Origin of the sequence: Streptomyces griseicoloratus (assembly GCF_014534645.1) — a bacterium.
Taxonomy (GTDB): domain Bacteria; phylum Actinomycetota; class Actinomycetes; order Streptomycetales; family Streptomycetaceae; genus Streptomyces; species Streptomyces griseicoloratus.
In genome coordinates this window covers 1-18,561 of record NZ_JACVQF010000186.1, presented here as the reverse complement: position 1 = coordinate 18,561, position 18,561 = coordinate 1, and the positions used below count along the sequence as shown (strand labels likewise).

Below are 18,561 nucleotides of genomic sequence, written 5' to 3'. Positions count from 1 at the left end.
ATGTGTCGAGATTGTTAAGCTGGCGAAGAAAGAAGTCAACACTTCGACTTGGCCTTTGGCCGGCAGTGGCCGGCGCGCCCCCCGCGCCGTCGGCCCGCGTGGTCCCCGCTCCGGTGCCACGGCCAGGCGGAACGCCTGCGGCCTCGGAGGAGGCCGGACGACCGGCACCCGCCGGTCGGTTACGTCGTACTGCAAATAAACTGGGCCCGGTGCACCGGAGGGACCGGCGCGGTGCACCGCAGGAACCGGCTGAGGGCAGCGCCCGCCTGGGGCGCCGGGAGGGTATCGATGGGCGGGCTCGCGAAAGGCATGCCGCACGCGACCAGCAGGGCCGCGGTGCTGGACGTGATCAGGGCGGCCGGGACCATCAGCAGGGTCCGGCTGATCCAGGCGACGGGCTTCACCGGTGCCACCATCTCGACCGTGGTCCGTCGCCTCATCGACGACGGGCTCGTCACCGAGATCGGGCGCTCCGAATCGACCGGGGGGAAGCCGCGGACGCTGCTGGCGCTCAACCAGAGCGCCCGGTACGCGGTCGGTGTCCACCTGGACCACTCCGGCATCACCTATGTGCTCACCGACCTCGGCGGTGCGGTGATCGCCCGGATGTCGAGGGCCGGGGCGGGCACCGACGACCCTCCCGTGGTCGTGGCCCGGATGGCCGGCGAGGTGGACACCCTCATCCAGGGGGTCGGCATCGGCAAGGACCTGGTGCTGGGGCTCGGCCTGGTCTCCCCCGGCCCCCTCACTCCCGCCAGCGGCATGCGCCTGACGCCGCCGGCCATGCGCCACTGGGAGGACTTCCCCCTCGACAAGGCCCTGGCAGAGGCCACCGGACTGCCGGTGACGCTGGACAACGACGCCACGGCCGCGGCCCTCGGGGAGCACTGGGCGGGCGTCGTGCGCGACACCCCGAGCTTCGCCGCCGTCTACATGGGCAGCGGCATCGGCGCCGGCCTGATGATCGACGGCGTCATCTACCGGGGCACCAGCGGCAACGCCGGGGAGATCGGCCACATGTGTCTCGACGTGGACGGGCCCGACTGCTGGTGCGGGGGGCGCGGGTGCACGGAGGCACTCGCGGGCCCGGCCGCCGTGGTGACCCAGGCCCGTGCGGACACCCGGATCTCCCGCGCGGCCGGGCTGACCCTGGGGCCGGGCGGCCAGCGTCCCTCGGTGAACGCCGACTTCGCGGCGATCGCACGGGCGGCCCGGCGCGGGGACCACGGCGCCCGTGAACTCCTGGAGGGCTCCGCACGCCGGCTCGCTCTCGCCACACGGGCCCTCGCCAACGTCATGGACCTGGACGTGCTGGTGCTCACGGGCCCCGGAATGGCCGTCGCGGGCTCGGTGTACCTGCCGGTGCTTCAGGAGGAGTTGGACAGGGCCTTCTTCGCGAGGGCGGCGCATCCGGTCGTCGTACGTCTGTCGGACTCCGCGGCCACCGCCCCCGCCGTCGGCGCGGCCACGATGGTGCTCCAGACCGAGCTGGTACCGCTGCGCCAGGGACACCTGCCCCTGCCCGGCGCGCTCGGCGAACCCGAGCGGGAGGCGGCGGCCGCGGTGCCGGCGCCCGGCCACCGCGGATGACATCGGGACGGAAACGGGTCTGACAACTTTAGAAGCCAACCAAACTTAGCCCCTCCCCTCCCCTGCCCTCCCCTCCTTTGGGTCGCACGCCCTTCGATCTGCCGTGAGCAGAAGTGGGGTCGCGGTCCCCTTCGGGCTGCCTACGGTGGTGGTTCCACGAGCCGAGGAGGAGCCATGGAAACGATCACTGGCACCGCGGCCGGGGTACCGTTCACGGCGCTTCCGCCGCCAGGAGCCGTCGAGGGTCCTGCGCCGTTGATCGTGACCTGGCACATGCTGGACGCGCCGCGTACGGACGCGGCGTTCGCGGCCGCCCTGCCCATGTCCGGGGTGCCTGCCTGGCGGGTCCACCTGGGCATGCCGATGTGCGGTGCGCGGATGGTCGACGGCCGTGTCGACGCCGCCGTCGCACTCGCCCGTCAGGACGTACTGCTGGCGTTCCTGGCCCCGTTCACGCATCAGGCCGCCGACGAGTTCCCGGCCGCGCTCAGCGCACTGCGCGATCAGCTGCCGGTCGACGACGAACCGGTCGGCGTTCTCGGTGCCTCGCTCGGCGGAGCCGTGGCGCTGCAGGTGCTGACGGCAGGGAAGGTTCCGGTGAAGGCCGTCGCGCTGGTCAACCCGGCGGTGCGGGTCCGGTCGGCCGTCGGGCTCGCCGAGGGCCTGGCCGGGCGGCCGTACCGGTGGACCGCGGAGTCCCGCAAGGCCGCCGACGAACTGGACTTCGTCGCCCGTGCCGGGGACGTCGCACGACAACCGCCGCTGCTGCTGGTGAGCGGGGAGCATGACCATGCGGTACTGCGCACGGACGCGGCCGCCCTGGTCGATGCACTGCGCGAGCGGTACGCACACCCGGACGAGGTCGAGCTGGTCACCGTGCCGGGCCTGGCGCACCCGTTGGCCGACGAACCGGGCCTGGAACCGGCTCCACAGCTGCCCGTGGCCAGGGCGGTCGACGAGATCCTGACGCAGTGGTTCCGCCGGCAGCTCACGCGCTGACGACGAGCTGCCGAAGGCCGGGGCCGACGTGCTCGCCGGCGGCGGTCCGCTGACGGCCCTGCTCCAGGCGGACGCAGTGGTCGATGCTGCTCGGGCCGGCGGCGTGGGTGGGTGTGCTGCTCCCAGGGTGCAGCACACCCTTCCAGCCGCCGGCCGGCTCGGCCAGGGTCGACGTCATGCAAACGAACCCATCACTGCCCGGTACGTCGGCCTCCCGCAAGGTCGTCCTCGTCACCGGGGCCAGCAGCGGCATCGGTGAGGCCGTCGCCGCCCGGCTGGTGCGCGAAGGGCATCACGTGGTCGCCGGTGCGCGGCGGACCGATCGTCTGGAGGCGCTGGCCGAGCGCACCGCGCAGGCGGCCGCCCGCTCCGGCGGGAGTCTGCACCCGGTGCGTCTGGACGTGACCGACCGCGCCGGCGTCGGCGCCTTCGTCACGGACGCCCGCGACCGCTTCGGACGGGTCGACGTCCTGGTGAGCAACGCCGGGGTCATGCCGCTGTCGCGGCTCGACTCCCTGCTCGTCGACGAGTGGGACCGGATGATCGACGTGAACGTCCGCGGGCTGCTGTACGGGATCGCCGCGGCGCTGCCGGTGTTCAGCGCACAGGGCGGCGGCCACTTCGTCACGATCGCCAGCATCGGCGCCCACCAGGTCGTGCCCACCGCCGCCGTCTACTGCGGCACCAAGTACGCCGCCTGGGCGATCACCGAGGGCCTGCGCCAGGAGTGCGATCCCTCGATACGGGTCACGACCATCTCTCCGGGAGTGGTCGCCTCCGAACTCGCCGACTCCATCACCGAACCCGGTGCCGCGCAGGCCATGCGCACCTACCGGGCGCACGCGATCGACCCGGACGCGATCGCCGGGGCCCTCACCTACGCGCTCACGCAGCCGGCCGACGTCGACGTCAACGAGATCGTCGTACGGCCCGTCCGCCAACGCTGATCCCGTCCGACACGACCACATCGATCGACTTCCGAAGGAACTCATGAGCACCGCCCCCATCCCGTCGCCGCTTCCGTCCTCCTGGGACCTGACCGGACAGGTCGCCGTCGTCACCGGCGCCGCCCGCGGCATCGGCCGCGCCACGGCCGCCCTGCTGCGCCAGCGCGGCGCCCGCCTGGTCGTCACCGACCGCTCCGACACCGTCGAGGAGCTCGCCGCGCACGATCCCGACAACATCGCCGCACTGGTCGGCGACGTCGCCGACGAGGACCTCGCCCGGGCGACCATGCGACTGGCCACCGACCGGTTCGGACGCCTGGACATCCTGGTCAACAACGCCGGCCGCACCCTGAACAAGCCGATCACCCAAACCAGCGTCGCCGACTTCGAGGACATCCTGCGCGTCAACGCCCGCGGCAACTTCGTGCAGGCCCGCGAGGCGTTCGCCGTCATGGAGGCCGCCGGCGGCGGCTCGATCGTCTCGGTCGCCTCGGTCTCCTCCGTCGTCGCCTTCGAGACCCAGACCGCCTACGCCGCCTCGAAGGGTGCTCTCGCCCAGATCACCCGCGTCCTCGCGGTCGAGGGCGGGCCCAAGGGCATCCGCTCCAACGCCGTGCTGCCCGGGGTGATCGACACCGACATCATGGAGGGCGTCGTCGACAACGGACGCGACATGCTGGCCTCCTTCGGCCCGGCCCACCCGATCGGCCGGATCGGGCGCCCCGAAGAGGTCGCCGAGACCATCGCCTTCCTGGCCGGCGACGCCGCCGCCTTCATCACCGGCGCGCTCGTCGCCGTCGACGGCGGATGGACCGCCCGGTGAGCCTTTCGCGGCGGGCCGCCGACGGCTAGGGTTCGGACGCAGTGAGGCACCCCCGAGGAGCTGAGACATGGTCGGTCTTCCGAGCGCGCGTTGACGTCGTAGGCCGTCACCGGCCTGTCATCGCGTGCTGCCCTTGATGTTGCGGCACAGCGAGCCTTTTTTCCTGCCCGAACGTCGGTGCACCTTTCGTGTGCTCGGCGGCGGGCCTCGTTGTCGGTAACCCAAGGGATCCCCGTGCCGTCCGCTTCCTCCGCCGTATCCGATTCCGGTCGGTCCGTTCCGCCGAGCCTGTGGCGGAACGCCGACTTCCGCAGACTCTGGGTGGGGCAGACGGCCTCCCAACTCGGTGAACACACAAGTCTGGTGGTCCTGCCGCTCTTCGCCGTCCTGACGTTCGACGCCAGTGCCGGTGAGCTGGGCGTCCTTCGCGCGGTGGGGCAGGCGCCGGTCCTGTTGCTCTCGCTCTTCGTCGGCGCGTGGGTGGACGGGCGGCGTACCCGCACGACGATGGTGCTCACGGACGCCGGCCGGGCCCTGGTCCTGGGCGCCGCCGCCGCGGCCGGCCTCTCCGGCCGGCTCGGACTGCCCGCGCTGCTCGCGCTCGCCTTCGCCGCCGGGGCCCTGTCCGTGTTCTTCGACGTGGCGTACCAGGTGTCTCTCGTACGACTGGTGGAGCGCGACCAGCTGGTGCGAGGCAACAGCGCGCTGGAGGGCAGCCGGTCCGCTGCGCAGATCGGCGGTCCGGCTGTCGGAGGCGCGCTGGTCTCCCTGCTGTCGGCGCCGGTCGCCGCCGCCTCCAACGCGCTGTTCTTCGCGCTGTCGTGCGTGTCGATCCGGCGGATGCGCCGAGCCGAACCGATCCCGGAGCGCCCGGAACACGCCCCCCGGGTCTGGCGGCGGATTCGTGAGGGCCTGCGCTTCGTCGCCGGCGACGCCGCGCTCCGGGCCGTGTGCGTGGCTTCGGCCGCCTTCCAGTTCTCCTTCGCGGCCGTGATGACCGTCTATCTGCTCTTCCTCCCGCGCGAACTGCACCTGTCGGGCACCGTCGTGGGCCTGGCACTCGCGGCGGCGGGACCGGGCGCGCTGCTGGGCTCACTGCTGGCCGCCCGCCTGCCGGGCCGGTTCGGTTACGGCGTGGTGCTCGTGTCCGCGGCAGCACTCGGCGACGGTGTGTTCCTGTGTGTGCCCGCCCTGCACGCCTCCTCCGCGCTCACGGTTCCCGCGCTGCTCGCGGTCGGCTTCGTGTTCGGGCTCGGCGGCCAGTTGGTGAATGTCGCGGTCATGGCCGTCCGGCAGGCCGTCACTCCGGACCGGATGCAGGGCCGCGCGGCCGCGACGATCACGTTCGTCGGCATGGGGGTGACCCCGCTCGGTTCCCTGCTCGGCGGAGTGCTCGCGCAGGAGTGGGGGCTGCGCACCGGCCTCCTGATGACGGCCGCAGGCATGCTGCTGTCCCCGGCGGTGATGGCTCTGTCCCCGCTGGCGCGCCTGGGACGGCACCTTCCGGCCTCACACGACGCGCCGGGCGGCGTCGACGGTCCGCAAGACCCGACCCGTGTCTGATTCGTTCAAGAGAACAGTGACGGTGGCCCGCTACCGTCACTGCCATGAACAACACCGGCAAGGAGTCGCGCCACCTCAGCGTCTACATCGACCGCACCGTCGACGCTGTCTACGCCTACGCATCGGACCCGGCCAACCTGCCCGCGTGGGCCCATGGCCTGGGAGACTCCATCGAGAAGGCGGAGGACCGATGGGTCGCGGAATCCTCCCCCATGGGACGGGTCACGATCACCTTCACACCACGTAACGAGCTGGGTGTACTCGACCACGAGGTCACGCTGCCCTCCGGGGAGACCGTTCACAACCCGGTCCGCGTGATCGCCAACGGCGCAGGGAGCGAGGTGGTGTTCACCCTCCACCGGCAGCCGGGCATGAGCGACGCCGACTTCGAACGCGACGCCGGCATGGTCGCTGCCGACCTGGCCCGGCTGAAAGAGCTGATGGAGTCCGTCTAGGGACTCTGCACGGCCCGCGGACCACGGGGCCGAGGGTGTGCCCGGCGGTGATAGGCCTTGTTGGCTATGCGCCACCCGGCGTCGACGCGGACCAGCAGGAAGACGTCGGTGAACGTGTCCGCGCCGTGCCGGAGCGTCATGGTCGCGGTCGCGACGGTGCCGTGGACGTCGACGGCGTCGATACGGCGGGACCGGGTCGGTTCGTCCGGCGCCGGCTGCCCCGGGAAGAGAGCGCAGTACTCGTCCAGCGGCCACGAGACGAACGCGCCGTCCCGGATGCCCTCGATGTGGGCGGTGGGCAGGAAGGCGTCGTGGAAGTGGGCCGGGTCGCCGGTGGCGTGTCCGCGGATGTAGGCGCGCAGCGGTTCGAGCACCGCGTCCTCCACGGCGGGTGCCGTGGCGGCGACCGCGATGTCGTCCTCGGGGGCGGCGGGGGTGTCGGCCAGGCCGGATGCGCTGCGCAACGGGGTGTTCGACGCGGCGGCCAGCAGAGCCAGGTCCTTGGCCAGTGCACCGATGGTGAATTCGGCCGTGGCGGTGGCCGACGGGCCGTGGAGGAAGGGGCGCTTGCGGGCCACGAGCCCGCCCAGCTGCCCGAGTTCGAGGACGTCCAGCACCTGGTCACGGGGCAGGCCGAGGGCGTCTGCCTGCCGCAGTGAGTCACGCAGCGCGAGAACGGCGCCGGCGAGGCTGCTGTTGGCGATCAGCTTGAGCGCGGCGGCGGTGGGGGCGTCCTCCACGCGCCGCACGGTGCCCAGCGCTTCCAGCACCGGCCGGGCACGCTCCAACGCGTCCTGATCGGCGGCGGCGAGAATCCCCAGGGTGCCTGCGGCGACGGCCGGCACGGAGCCGAGCACGGCCGCGTGGACGTAGGACGGGCCGAGTCGCCGGGCGAGCCCTGCGGCTTCGGCGGGGGCGATGGTGCTGGTGTTCAGCACGATCGTGTCCGCTCGCAGCGAGTCCCCGACGTCGTCGAGGACCTGTCGGCAGGCCGGACCGTCGAACAACGCCAGGAGCACGAGGTCGGCCTTCGCCACGGCGCCGCTCGCGTCGCCGGTCACCTGGACGGCGCCCGGCGCGCGACCGGAGCGTGTCCAGCCGACGACGTCCCGGCCCTGCGCGGTGAGTCGTGTCGCGATCGCCTCGCCCATGCGGCCCAGGCCGAGGACGGCGATCGTGTGTGGTTCGGTCATGTGCGCCAGCGTGGTCCAGCACGATCCATGTGACAAGCGCAGATTTCGCAGTCCCGCCCTGCGGGAGGCGCATACCGGCCGGGCATACTGGCGCCATGGAACTGACCGTCTGGCGGACCTTCGTGACCGTGTGCCGGCTCGGGTCGCTGTCGGCGGCGGCCGTCGAGCTCCATCACACCCAGTCGGCCGTCTCCCGGCAGATCGCCGGACTGGAGCGGCAGCTCGGCGTGCCTCTGGTGGAGCGCCATGCGCGCGGTGTGCGTCCGACGCCTGCCGGCGAGGTGTTCCGGCGTCACGCCCTGGCCACGCTCAACGAGGCCGACCGTGCGGTGCGCGCCGTGCGGGAACACCGCGACGGGGCGTTCGAGCGGCCGCTGGCCGTGGGAGCGACTCCCTCTCTTGCGGCAGGGGTCGTTCCCGAGGGCATCCGGGCCCTGCTGAAGCAGGCCGGGTCCCTCCGGTGGAGCCTGCTCCCCGACCTGAGCGCGGCGCTGCACGACCGCGTGATCGCCGGCGATCTCGACCTTGCCGTCGTCACCGACGCGCCCCCGGGGCTGCCCCATGACGCGCGGGTCGAACGGCGGTTCCTCGGCCTCGACGACATGGTCGTCGTGCTGCCCGTCGGCCATCCCCGGGCGGGGCGGGGCCCGGTGCACATGCAGGCGCTGGCCGAGCAGACCTGGGTCGAGGACAACGACGGCTCGGCAGCGCTGCTGCGCCAGCACGCCGCCCGCGCCGGAGTCAGTGCCCGCATCGACCTGACCGCGGCCGATCTGCTCGGCAAGCTGGCCCTGGTCGCCACCGGCCACGCCATCGCGCTGATACCCGGGGTGCTGACGTGCGCGCTGCGGACCGACGTCACCACCGTGACCCTCGTCGATCCCCCGACCCGCGGCATCTACACGATCACACCGCGGCGCAACCCCCACCCCTGGGCGGGACCCCTGCACGACCTGCTCGCCGAGTCGCAGTGCTGGGCGCGCGGGGTGCGCTAGCAGTGTTCCCCTCCTCCTGCGCCGCGAGCGGCGTGGGCTCGGGGGCCGGGACCGGACGCCGACGGGCAGGGTTCAGCTTCCCGGGGCCCCTTCGACGAGCCGCCTCAGTGACGGCAGCAGCGCGTCCAGGTCCTGCCCGGTCCGGAAGGCGACGACGGTGGTGCCGCCCTCGTGGGCGGCCGTCGGGGCGGAGCGGGCCGGGAAGAGGGCGAGCACCTCGCGCATCGCCTCGTCGAGCTCCTCGACCGGGTCGGAGGACTCTCCCCTCAGCCACCGTCGCAGCACGTGGTTGTGAGCCGCGACGACCGACGCCGCCATCAGCTCGGCCCGCAGCGAGGCCGACGCGGTCGGATCCCCCATCCAGTCCGCGATGAACTCGCGGAACAGCCGCTGGTAGCGCGCCACGCTGGCGATCTCCCGGTCGCGCAGGGCGGCCACCTTGCTGGTGAGCGCGTAGCGGCGCCGCGCGAGGTCGCCCTCCTCGATGTAGTGCAGGAGGACCAGGCGCACCGCGTCCGACACGGCGACCAGGGCGGTGCTGTGGCCGGCGGTCGCCAGCCGGTCCCTGATCAGCTCCAGCAGCCGGTCGTGGTCGGGGAAGATCACCGCTTCCTTGGACCGGTAGTGCCGGAAGAACGTCGTGCGTCCCACTCCGGCCCGTTCTGCGATGTCGTCGACGGTCGTCTGCTCGTATCCGCGCTCGTCGAAGAGCGCGAAAGCGGCGTCCGCCAGTCGGATCCGCGCGGGTGGCTTGCTCATGACCGCCCATCCTTCCCTGTCCCGGACTCCGCGGACCACTTGCCCACCGCAACGGTATGAGGGCCGTCAATCGGAGTTCAGCACCAGACAAGGGCCGGGGCGTGGGTTCCGCGCGCCGTCAGACGACGCCGTCGGCTCGCAGGCGCGCGATCCGGGCGGCGGTGAGCCCGAGTTCGGCCAGCACCTTCTCGGTGTGTTCGCCGACGGCCGGCACCGGTTCCATGCGCGGGTCGACTCCGGCCAGGTCCACCGGTGGCCGCAGGGCAGGCACCCGGGCGCCGCCGGGGACGGCCACCTCCTGCCAGCGCTCGCGGTCGGCGAGGACCGGGTGGTCGAGGAACTCCCGCACGTCGTTGACGCCGGCGTTCGCGATCCCGGCCTCGTCCAGCAGGCGCATCACCTCACCACTGCCGGACCGGCCGAACCGCTCGGCGACGATCGCGTCGAGCTCGTCGCGGTGGGTCACCCGGTCCGGGCCGGTGGCGAACCGCGGATCTTCCACCAGTTCCGGTCGGGCGAGGAAGTGTTCGCACAGAGCGGCCCACTCCCGTTCGTTCTGGACGGACAGCAGCACCTGCTTGCCGTCGGCGGCCGTGAAGGCGCCGTAGGGCGCGATGGTGGCGTGCTGCGTGCCGATCCGCGGGGGCTGGGTGCCGCCGTGCCGGGTGTAGTGGGCAGGCTGGCTCATCCACTCCGCCAGTGCCTCGAACAGCGAGACCTCCACCGCCCGCGCCACTCCCGTGGTCGCCCGCGTGTACAGCGCGGTCAGGATGCCGGAGTAGGCGTACATGCCGGCGGCGATGTCGGCGACCGACACCCCGGTCCGTGCGGTCTCCTCCGCCGTGCCCGTCAGTGAGACCAGGCCGGTCTGGCACTGCACGAGCAGGTCGTAGGCCTTGCGGCCGGCCCACGGGCCGGTGGTGCCGTAGCCCGAGATGGTGCACGGGATGAGCGACGCGTGCCGCTGCGTGAGGGATTCGGCGTCCAGGCCCAGCCGTGCCGCCGCGCCCGGCGCCAGGTTCTGCACGAACACGTCGGCCCGGCCCAGCAGTTCCTCCAGTACGTCGCGGCCGGATGGGGACTTCAGGTCCAGGGTCACGGACTCCTTGGACCGGTTGAGCCAGACGAAGTAGCTGGACAGCCCGTGCACGGTGGTGTCGTAGCGACGGGCGAAGTCCCCGCCCCCGGGACGCTCGACCTTGATGACACGCGCGCCCAGATCCGCGAGCTGGCGGGTGGCGAACGGTGCTGCCACGGCCTGCTCGACGCTCACGACGGTGATGCCGGAGAGCGGGAGTCCGGTCACTGCGACCTCCAGGAACTGGGTGGGTGACAAGCTGCTCGTGAGATCGCCGGCCGATCTCCGCAAGGGCACTTCATGATGGACCCGACAGCGCCACGCCACGGCGGAGGTGACGTTCACGTGACCTTGACCGGCCGGGCCGGGCAGCGATGGGCGGCACCGTGGTCACCGTGTGTCCGGGGCCGCGCCCGCCGCGTGGTCGCCGACGGTCGCGTGGCGCGGCGCCGGGTCGAGTCCGGCCCGCAGCGCGTCCCTCAGCCGGGTGAGGCGCTCGATCTCCGCGTCCAGCGCCTCGATGCGCCGCCGCACCACCGCCGTACCGACGAGGGCCGGTTCGCCGGGTGCCGCGGGGTCGCAGCGCCTCGGCGGGTGGACGGCGAGCAGCGGAAGGCGGTCGGCGATGCCGGCCAGGTCCTCGACGGTGAGGCCGAGGCCGAGGAGGTGCCGGATGACACGGAGCACGGCGAGGTCGTCGAGGGTGTAGTCGCGCTGGCCCGCCCGCGTGCGGCGTGGTGGCGGGAGCAGTCCCCGCTGCTCGTAGAAGCGCAGTGCCCTGGGTGTCGCGCCGACCGCTGCCGCGGCGTCCCCGATGCGCATGGTGTGTGCCTCCCACCCCTCCTCGTGGCCGCGGTGGTCAGCCGTGCCCGGGAAGGTCGACGACGACCGTGCCGAAGGTCTGTCCCCGCGTCAGTTCCCACAACGCCCGCGGGGCCCGTTCGATGCCCTCGAACCGGGTCAGCGGCAGCCGGATGTCGCCCGACCTCAGCCAGGCGCCGAACCGGCCGGTCCACTCCGCCTCCACGTCGGGATGGTCGACGCCGGTGTATCCCCGCACGGACACGCCCTTGACCACCAGCCGGAAGGCATCGATCCGGGTCGGCGCCGCGGCACCGGCGCCCGTCTCGGCGAGTTGCCCGGAGAGGGCTCCCACGAGGGCGAACCGGGCGCCGTGCCGTGCGGCGTCCACGGCCGCGGTGAGCTGGATTCCGCCGACGTTGTCCAGGAGGACGTCGATGCCGTCCGGCGCGGCCTGGGCGAGCTGCGCGGAGAACGCGCGGTACGCGGCGTGTTCGTCGGTTCCGTCCCGCCGCTCGCGCCACGACCCGCCGGTCAGTACGGCGTCGTAGCCGAGTTCGGACGTCAGGCGCTCCGCCTTGCCCGGTGAGCCCGTGCTGCCGATGACCCGGCCGGCGCCGAGCAGCCGGGCGATCTGTCCGGCCAGCGAGCCGACCCCGCCGGCGGCACCGGTGACCAGGACGACGTCCCCCTCGCGTACGCCGGCGAGCCGGGTCAGCGCCCCGTAGGCGGCTGAGCCGGAGGAAAGCCCGGCGGCAGGCTCGGGCAGGGCCGGGTCGAGCGGCAGGCACTGGGCGACGGGTACGAGGGCGTACTCACGCCAGCCCAGCAGGTGCGTCACCAGGTCGCCGGGGCGCAGCGGACTGCCGGGCGGCGCGACGACGACCTCGCCGACGGCCGGCCCGTACAGCGCGTCCCCGGGGTGCAGTCCCGGTACGGGCGTGCCCTCGGCCGCGCCTCCGAGGAGGGTGCGCAGGCCGCCGAAGACCTGGAAGTGCCGGTTGCGGACCAGGACGTGGCCCGGCGCCGGGGCGGGTGGTGCCGTCTCGGTGACGGTGAAGTCGGTCGGTGCGGGGAGCCCTTCCGGTACGGCGGCGAGCCGCACTTCGCGGCTGGTCCGGGGCAGAACCGTGGTCATGGGGCGGCCTCCTGGCAGCGGGATGACGGGAGTCGACGCTAATCCCTGACCCTTGGGTCAGGGGCAAGTCCGCCCCGGAACGGGTCGGCACGGGGGTGCGCCGATCCGTCGCGCGCTCAGCGGGGGATGCGGCGGTCGGACGCGGCGGGGCCTTCGACGCGGGCGAGCCAGGTGGCCAGGAGGGACTCCAGCGCCGACGCCTCCTCAGGGTGCAGGGCGCTCAGCAGCCGGTGTTCGTTGTGGATGTGGTCGGTGAAGGCACGGTCGAACAGCTCCCGCCCGGCCGCGGTCAGCGCGACGACACGGCCGCGGCCGTCGTCGGCGGCGCGGCGGCGGGTGACCAGGCCGGCCCGCTCCAGCCGGTCGATCCTCTTGGTCATGGCGCCGGTGGTGACCATGGTGTGGGCCGCCAGCTCCCCCGGTGCCCGTTCGAAGGGCTCACCTGCCCTGCGCAGCGCGGCCAGGACGTCGAACTCTCCCTCGCCGAGGCCGTAGCGGCGGTAGACGACGCACAGCTCCTGCGTGAGCAGCGCGGCCAGCCGGTGCAGGCGGCCGATGACGGCCTGGGGAGCGACATCGAGATCGGGCCGCTCACGCCGCCACGCCGCCTGGATGCGGGCGACGTGGTCCGGGAGCGGGGCGCGGGTGTCTTCGTCGGTACCTTCCATGGAAGAATAATACCTTCCCCGGAAGGTATATTGCCTTCCATGGAAGCCGATTTCCGGTGGATCGCCCTGACCGCCGTGGCTCCGGTCGCCTGGGGAGCCAACTACTACGTCACCCGCGAGTTCCTGCCCGCCGGCCATGCGCTCTGGGGTGCCGCACTGCGGGCCCTGCCCGCCGGATGCCTCCTGCTCGCCGCCGCCCGCGAACGCCCGCGGGGCGCCTGGTGGTGGCGGTCGGCCGTGCTGGGGGTGCTGAACACGAGCGCGTTCTTCGCACTCGTCTACGTGGCCTCGCAGTTGCTGGCCACGAGTACGGCGTCCATGGTCATGGCACTGACACCGCTGGTGCTGACGCTGGGCGCCTGGGCCCTGCTGGGCGAGCGCCCGCGCGTCGTCCAGCTGGCCGCCGCGGTGGTGGGTCTGGCCGGCGTCGCCCTGATGCTCGGCGGTCCCGGCGGGCAGGTCCGGCCGGCCGGTGTGGCGGCCTCCGTGGCGGCGCTGCTGGTCTCGGCGGCCGGGTTTCTGCTGAGCAAGCGCTGGGACACCGGCCGCCCGGGGGTGCTCGCCGTCACGGCATGGCAGCTCACGTGCGGCGGGGTGCTCCTCCTGATCGCCGCCGGTGCCGTGGAGGGCCCGCCGCCCCCGGTCGACGGCCCCGTCCTGGCGGCCTACGCCTACTCCTCCCTCGTGGCCACCGCCCTCGCCTTCCTCGCCTGGTTCGCCGGCCTGCGCAGACTCCCGGCCGGCACCGTGGGCCTGGTCGGCCTGCTCAACCCGGTCACCGGCGTCCTGCTCGGCACCACTGTGGCCGGGGAGGGCCTGAGCGTCCCGCAGGGCGCCGGGATGGTGCTGGTCGTCGCGGCGGTCCTGGGCGGCCGGCGCACACCGGCCGACGCACCGGCTCCAGATGCCTCGTGTCCCGACGGTCCGTCCCCCGGGGCCGGTCAGCGTGGCAGCCGCCGGGCATCCGTGTTGCGATGGAAGGACGGGAAGACCCGTTCCGGTACCCAACGGTGCGGCCCATGACGGGAGGAGCGATCATGGCACGGAACAAGCCGCTCAAGGCCCGCGACATCATGACGGAGGGCGCCAAGTGCGTCGGTGAGCACGAATCCCTGCAGGATGCGGCGAAGCTGATGCGCGAGCTGCATGTGGGCGCGCTGCCCATCTGCGGTGACGACGACAGGCTGCGGGGCATGGTCACCGACCGCGACATCGTCATCCAGTGCGTGGCCGACGGGGAGGACCCGGCCCAGGTCGAGTGCGGCTCCCTCAGCGGCGAACTGCACTGGATCGACGCGGACGCGTCGGCGACGGACGCCCTGCACCTCATGGAGGAGCACCAGGTGAAGCGGATTCCGGTGATCGACGTACAGAACGACCACCGTCTCTGCGGGATCATCTCGGAGGCCAACCTCGCCCAGAACCTCACCGACAAGCAGATCGCCGAGTTCGCCAGCCGCGTGTACGCGGGCGCCCACTGAGGCACCGCGGTCCGGGCGCGGCAGGCCTGGCAGTCCGCGGGCCGGGGCCGGCGCCGCCGCCGGGTGCCGGCCCGCTCGCGCGGCGCCGGTGCGGGCCCTGGCGCAGACCGCCACGGGCGACCGCACACGGTCCGGTGTTCTGCTCCCGCACAGGAGGGAGAAGGCAATGCCCGAGCACAGGGTCGGCACACGTGAGGAGTTCGAGGCGGCCCGCCAGGAACTGCTCGTGGAGGAGAAGCAGCTGACCCGGCGCAGCGACGAGCTCGCGCGGAAGCGGCAGGAGCTTCCCTGGGTGCCGGTCGAGCGGGACTACGGCTTCGAGACCGAGCACGGGACCAAGTCGCTCGCGGAGCTCTTCGACGGGCGCTCGCAGCTGCTCGTCTACCACTTCATGTTCGGTCCGCAGTACGAGGCCGGATGCCCGGTCTGCTCCTCGATCGCCGACACCCTCGACGCCAACGCGGTCCATCTCAAAGCCCGCGACGTGACGCTGATCTGCTCCTCGCGGGCACCGATCGACAAGCTGCTCGCCTACAGGGAACGGATGGGCTGGAGCTTCCCCTGGGTCTCCACCGTCGGCAGCGACTTCCACCGTGACCTCGGCTTCCTGCACACCGAGGAGGAGCTGAGGCCGTTCCTCGAGGGCGAGATCCCGGCGGCCGAGAGCCGGCTGGCGGAGGCGACCGGCACGGATGTGCTCGGGTACGTCACCGAGGGGCCCGGGCTGAGCGCCTACGCGCTCGCGGACGGCACCCCCTTCCTGACGTACGTCACCACCGCGCGCGGCCTCGAACCCGCCATGGCCTACTACGGCCTCCTCGACCGCGCGCCGATGGGCCGCCAAGAGGAGGAGGGCGAGGAGATTCTCTGGCTCCGCCGCCACGACGAGTACGGCACGACCTGAACCCCGGTCCGGATTCTCTCCCCCGCCCGGGCCCGCTCAGTCGACCCACGGAGGTGTGCCATGCCGCATCTCCGGCTCGCCCCGCCGGTGCCCACCCGGCCGGGAGTGCTGCTGCCGAGGCGTGATCTGGCCTTCGGCTGGGGCCTCCTGATGCTGATCGCCGCGCCGGCCTGGCTGCTCACCGCCGCCCAGTCCCGTGACATGGGTGCGGGGCCGGGCACCATGGGGCCGGCGTTCCCGCTCTTCCTGCTCCTGTGGGTGGTCATGATGGCGGCGATGATGCTGCCGTCGCTGGCGCCCGTCGCCCTCACCTGGGCGCAGGCGATCCGCCGTGGCACCTCGGGCCCCGTCCAGGTGCTGCGGACCGCCGGGTTCGTCGGCGGTTACCTGCTCGCCTGGACGGGATTCGGGCTGCTGGCCTACGGGGCCCTGGCCGCGACCGGCCACGTCGTCGACGACCACCCGGGCGCGGACCGCTGGATCGGTGCGGGGGCGTTCCTGCTCGCGGGACTGCAGCAGTTCGGCCCGCTGAAACGGGTGTGCCTGCGGCACTGCCGCAACCCCATGTCCCAGCTGCTGCGCCGTGCACGCTTCCGAGGGCGGGCGAAGGACCTGCGGGCGGGCGCGCACCACGGGCTCTACTGCGTCGGCTGCTGCTGGGGCCTGATGATCGTCCTGATCCCGCTCGGCTTCATGAACGTGGCCGCGATGGCGGGACTGGCCGTGGTGATCTTCCTGGAGAAGCTGTGGCGCGGCGGCCCCTGGCTCAGCCGGGCGGTCGGCGTCGCCTGCCTCGTGCTGGCCGTCCTCGCCCCGTTCCAGGACTGGCTGCTGCCGGGCCTCAGGATGTCCGGACCGTCGATGGACGGGATGTGAGCGGGGGTGCCACGCAGGCTCCGGCGGCACCGGCCCACCGATCATCAGCCGGGCGGCAGCCCGGCCCCGGCGCTTCTCCTGCGCGCCGGGGCCGTGCCGCCGCCCATGTCACAGGCTCGTCTCTCCGGCGAGCCCGAAGAAGTCGTGCCACTTGGCGCCGCCGACGAAGCCGTCGGTGCCGTTGGACACGTTCACGTACACGTCGGCCAGGTCGTTCTGGGTGAAGGTCACGATGTCGTCCTTGCCGTCCCCGTCGTAGTCGCCCACGTACGGGAACTCGCCGTCCAGGGCGAAGAAGTCCGCCCACTTCTGGCCCGTGCCGAAGACAGCGCCGTCGGACAGCGCCACGTAGACGTCCTTCGCCTCGCCCCCCGTGAAGGTGACGATGTCGTCCTTCCCGTCACCGTTCACGTCCCCGACGCGCGGCCTCTCGCCCTCCGGGGCGAAGTGGTCGTGCACCTTGCGAGGGGCGCCGAACCGGTCGCCCTCGTTGAGCGCCACGTACACGTCGTTGCTCGCGTCCTGGGTGAAGGCGATGATGTCGTCCCTGCCGTCGCCGTTCACGTCGCCGACCGCCGGGAACTGGGCCCAGGGCGCGAAGTCGTCGTGCCACTTCTGGCCGGCGCCGAAGGACGTGCCGTCCGACAGGGCGACGTACACGTCGGCGGTGTCCTCGCGGGTGAAGGTGGCGATGTCGTCCCTGCCGTCCCCGTCGAAGTCACCGACCGCGGGCACCTCGCGCCCCGGTGCGAAGTGGTCGTGCCATCTCGCGCCCGTGGCGAAGGAGTCGCCGTCCGACGGGGCGACGTACACCTCCGCCTCGGTCCCGTGGGTGAAGGTGACGGCGTCGTCCTTGCCGTCGCCCGTGAAGTCACCCGTCAGAGGGGTCTCGCCGCCCGGTGCGAAGTGGTCGTTCCACAGCACCGACTTCCCGGCGAACGCGTTGCCCGTGGACTTGGCCACGTACACCTCAGCCCTGTCGTCCTGGGTGAAGGTGGCGATGTCGTCCCGGCCGTCCCCGTCGAAGTCGGCCGGGCCGCCGCCCATGATGCCGCCGCCGGTGAGCCGGACGCGCATGAGGAACACGTTGTACGGCTGCCACTGCGACATCGTGAAGTACAGGTACGGGCTGTTGGAATCGGCCGACCACGGGTGGATGAACGACCCGTACAGCTGCGGGTAGTCCGCGCCCGACGCGACGACCTGCTTGTCGCTCCACGGGCCCCACGGCGTCGCCGACGTCCGCATGACGATCGAGCCGCCCGGGTCGTCCAGGTACATCATCACGAAGCGGCCGAGGTAGCGGCTGTACTGCACGGACAGCTCACCGACCGGAGCCCCGGCCACGGGCGTCGCGGCGTCGGGGTCGGTGACCCAGGAGCCGCCCGTCCAGTAGCGGTAGGCGCCCGGGTCGAGGAGCCCGCTCTCGGGGACGCGGGACAGGTGCACATGGCCGAACCGGCCGCCCGGCGTGCCGTACATGTAGACGTAGCCGCCCTGCTTGACCATCGCGGCCATCTGGAACTTGTTGCTGAAGGAGGCGTTGTTCTGCCAGCGGGCGTCGACGTCCTTGACCCAGTTCTCGCCGTTGTCGTCGGACCAGGCGATGCCCGAGTAGTTCGTGAACCATTCCCCCGGCCCGCCCCAGCGGCGTACCGACATGTAGTGCATGTACTGGCGGTTGCCCACCGAGATGCCCGCGGTGGGGATCGTGGTCAGCTCGTCGCCGTCGACGCGCTTGCACGGAAGCACCTGTTTGGCGTGGCCCGCGCGGTCCGTCGCCATGCTGTCGATGCTCATGCCGTCGGCGAGGTTGCGGTCACCGCTGCGGGCCAGCAGGTTGCAGCGCCAGTCGAGGGTGGCGGGGTCGCCGACGGCGGCTCCGGGGCCCGTCCAGCCGTTGCCGTACGAGTCGCCGAAGGCCGTCAGGACCTCGCCGTTGCCGTTGTCCCACATGATGCCGAGGTCGGTGGCCTTCAGCTGCCAGCGGACGTCGGTCGCGCTGGTGGAGCCGGGACCGGTCAGCTTGGCCACCCGTTCGGCACGCGAGACCACACCGGCGGCCTTGACGTCGGCGCCGCTCGCCGACTCCTTGGCCTCCGCGGTGGCGCCGCCGGCGAACACGCTGCCGATGATCAGTGAGGCGAGCGACAGCGCGGCCGGTATGCGTCTCCTGGTGGTGCGTTTCACCTATGTCCCTTTCCGTCAGAGGCTGATCTCGCCCGGGGTGCCGAAGAAGTCGTGCCATTTGCGGCCGTCGACGAAGGCGTTGGTCCCGTTGGACAGGCTCA

General features: G+C 72.5%; 19 protein-coding genes. 11 read left to right on the top strand and 8 right to left on the bottom strand.

The window, feature by feature from the left end; all coding sequences use genetic code 11:
* The first annotated feature begins 288 nt into the window (after positions 1-288).
* Together H0H10_RS12995 and H0H10_RS12990 are read left to right on the top strand one after the other, a co-directional pair.
* Positions 289-1,590, top strand: a complete 1,302-nt coding sequence (locus tag H0H10_RS12995) for an ROK family transcriptional regulator (RefSeq protein ID WP_188181082.1) — start codon at positions 289-291, stop codon at positions 1,588-1,590.
* 174 nt (positions 1,591-1,764) lie between these two features.
* On the top strand, positions 1,765-2,589 hold the full coding sequence (locus tag H0H10_RS12990) for an alpha/beta hydrolase family protein (RefSeq protein WP_188181081.1): 825 nt from the start codon (positions 1,765-1,767) through the stop codon (positions 2,587-2,589).
* Here H0H10_RS12990 and H0H10_RS12985 read toward each other — a convergent pair.
* Positions 2,579-2,767 carry a hypothetical protein gene (locus H0H10_RS12985; RefSeq protein WP_188181080.1) on the bottom strand — a complete coding sequence of 63 codons (189 nt, stop codon included), beginning with the start codon at positions 2,765-2,767 and terminating at the stop codon, positions 2,579-2,581. The genes H0H10_RS12990 and H0H10_RS12985 overlap by 11 nt on opposite strands.
* On the opposite strand from H0H10_RS12985, the gene H0H10_RS12980 reads away from it, so the two are divergent.
* From H0H10_RS12980 to H0H10_RS12965, 4 genes are all read left to right on the top strand, one after another.
* Positions 2,766-3,536, top strand: a complete 771-nt coding sequence (locus tag H0H10_RS12980; RefSeq protein ID WP_188181079.1) for an SDR family oxidoreductase — start codon at positions 2,766-2,768, stop codon at positions 3,534-3,536. The genes H0H10_RS12985 and H0H10_RS12980 overlap by 2 nt on opposite strands.
* Positions 3,537-3,579: 43 nt before the next feature.
* The gene (locus H0H10_RS12975) at positions 3,580-4,359 is read left to right on the top strand and encodes an SDR family NAD(P)-dependent oxidoreductase (protein WP_188181078.1); all 780 of its coding nucleotides are present in this window, start codon (positions 3,580-3,582) and stop codon (positions 4,357-4,359) included.
* A gap of 234 nt (positions 4,360-4,593) precedes the next feature.
* A complete protein-coding gene (locus tag H0H10_RS12970; protein ID WP_188181077.1) occupies positions 4,594-5,922 on the top strand; it encodes an MFS transporter in 1,329 nt (442 codons plus the stop codon).
* A gap of 44 nt (positions 5,923-5,966) precedes the next feature.
* Positions 5,967-6,377 carry an SRPBCC family protein gene (locus H0H10_RS12965; protein ID WP_188181076.1) on the top strand — a complete coding sequence of 137 codons (411 nt, stop codon included), beginning with the start codon at positions 5,967-5,969 and terminating at the stop codon, positions 6,375-6,377.
* On the opposite strand, the gene H0H10_RS12960 is transcribed toward H0H10_RS12965, so the two are convergent.
* A complete protein-coding gene (locus H0H10_RS12960) occupies positions 6,374-7,570 on the bottom strand; it encodes a nuclear transport factor 2 family protein (protein WP_188181075.1) in 1,197 nt (398 codons plus the stop codon). The genes H0H10_RS12965 and H0H10_RS12960 overlap by 4 nt on opposite strands.
* A 95-nt stretch (positions 7,571-7,665) precedes the next feature.
* Here H0H10_RS12960 and H0H10_RS12955 point away from each other — a divergent pair, with 95 nt between their 5' ends.
* The gene (locus tag H0H10_RS12955; protein ID WP_188181074.1) at positions 7,666-8,565 is read left to right on the top strand and encodes a LysR family transcriptional regulator; all 900 of its coding nucleotides are present in this window, start codon (positions 7,666-7,668) and stop codon (positions 8,563-8,565) included.
* A 72-nt stretch (positions 8,566-8,637) separates the two neighbouring features.
* Here H0H10_RS12955 and H0H10_RS12950 read toward each other — a convergent pair whose 3' ends face one another.
* From H0H10_RS12950 to H0H10_RS12930, 5 genes are all read right to left on the bottom strand, one after another.
* Positions 8,638-9,324 carry a TetR/AcrR family transcriptional regulator gene (locus H0H10_RS12950; RefSeq protein ID WP_188181073.1) on the bottom strand — a complete coding sequence of 229 codons (687 nt, stop codon included), beginning with the start codon at positions 9,322-9,324 and terminating at the stop codon, positions 8,638-8,640.
* A gap of 118 nt (positions 9,325-9,442) precedes the next feature.
* The gene (locus H0H10_RS12945; RefSeq protein WP_188181200.1) at positions 9,443-10,630 is read right to left on the bottom strand and encodes a CaiB/BaiF CoA transferase family protein; all 1,188 of its coding nucleotides are present in this window, start codon (positions 10,628-10,630) and stop codon (positions 9,443-9,445) included.
* A 162-nt stretch (positions 10,631-10,792) separates the two neighbouring features.
* Positions 10,793-11,224: a MerR family transcriptional regulator gene (locus tag H0H10_RS12940; RefSeq protein ID WP_188181072.1), complete on the bottom strand. Its 432-nt coding sequence runs from the start codon at positions 11,222-11,224 to the stop codon at positions 10,793-10,795.
* Positions 11,225-11,261: 37 nt separating this feature from the next.
* On the bottom strand, positions 11,262-12,341 hold the full coding sequence (locus tag H0H10_RS12935) for an MDR family NADP-dependent oxidoreductase (RefSeq protein ID WP_188181071.1): 1,080 nt from the start codon (positions 12,339-12,341) through the stop codon (positions 11,262-11,264).
* Between the two features lie 116 nt (positions 12,342-12,457).
* On the bottom strand, positions 12,458-13,009 hold the full coding sequence (locus H0H10_RS12930) for a MarR family winged helix-turn-helix transcriptional regulator (protein WP_188181070.1): 552 nt from the start codon (positions 13,007-13,009) through the stop codon (positions 12,458-12,460).
* Positions 13,010-13,048: 39 nt separating this feature from the next.
* Here H0H10_RS12930 and H0H10_RS12925 point away from each other — a divergent pair, with 39 nt between their 5' ends.
* The 4 genes from H0H10_RS12925 (at position 13,049) to H0H10_RS12910 (ending at position 16,270) form a co-directional block, all read left to right on the top strand.
* A complete protein-coding gene (locus H0H10_RS12925; RefSeq protein WP_188181069.1) occupies positions 13,049-14,032 on the top strand; it encodes an EamA family transporter in 984 nt (327 codons plus the stop codon).
* Positions 14,033-14,046: 14 nt separating this feature from the next.
* Positions 14,047-14,490, top strand: coding sequence for a CBS domain-containing protein (locus H0H10_RS12920; protein ID WP_188181068.1), 444 nt, complete (start codon positions 14,047-14,049; stop codon positions 14,488-14,490).
* A 166-nt stretch (positions 14,491-14,656) separates the two neighbouring features.
* Positions 14,657-15,394, top strand: a complete 738-nt coding sequence (locus tag H0H10_RS12915; RefSeq protein WP_188181067.1) for a DUF899 domain-containing protein — start codon at positions 14,657-14,659, stop codon at positions 15,392-15,394.
* Positions 15,395-15,454: 60 nt separating this feature from the next.
* On the top strand, positions 15,455-16,270 hold the full coding sequence (locus H0H10_RS12910) for a DUF2182 domain-containing protein (protein ID WP_188181066.1): 816 nt from the start codon (positions 15,455-15,457) through the stop codon (positions 16,268-16,270).
* Positions 16,271-16,378: 108 nt separating this feature from the next.
* On the opposite strand, the gene H0H10_RS12905 is transcribed toward H0H10_RS12910, so the two are convergent.
* Positions 16,379-18,460 (bottom strand): DUF5005 domain-containing protein, encoded by a 2,082-nt coding sequence (locus H0H10_RS12905; RefSeq protein ID WP_309141780.1) that lies wholly within the window; start codon positions 18,458-18,460, stop codon positions 16,379-16,381.
* Between the last annotated feature and the right edge of the window lie 101 nt (positions 18,461-18,561).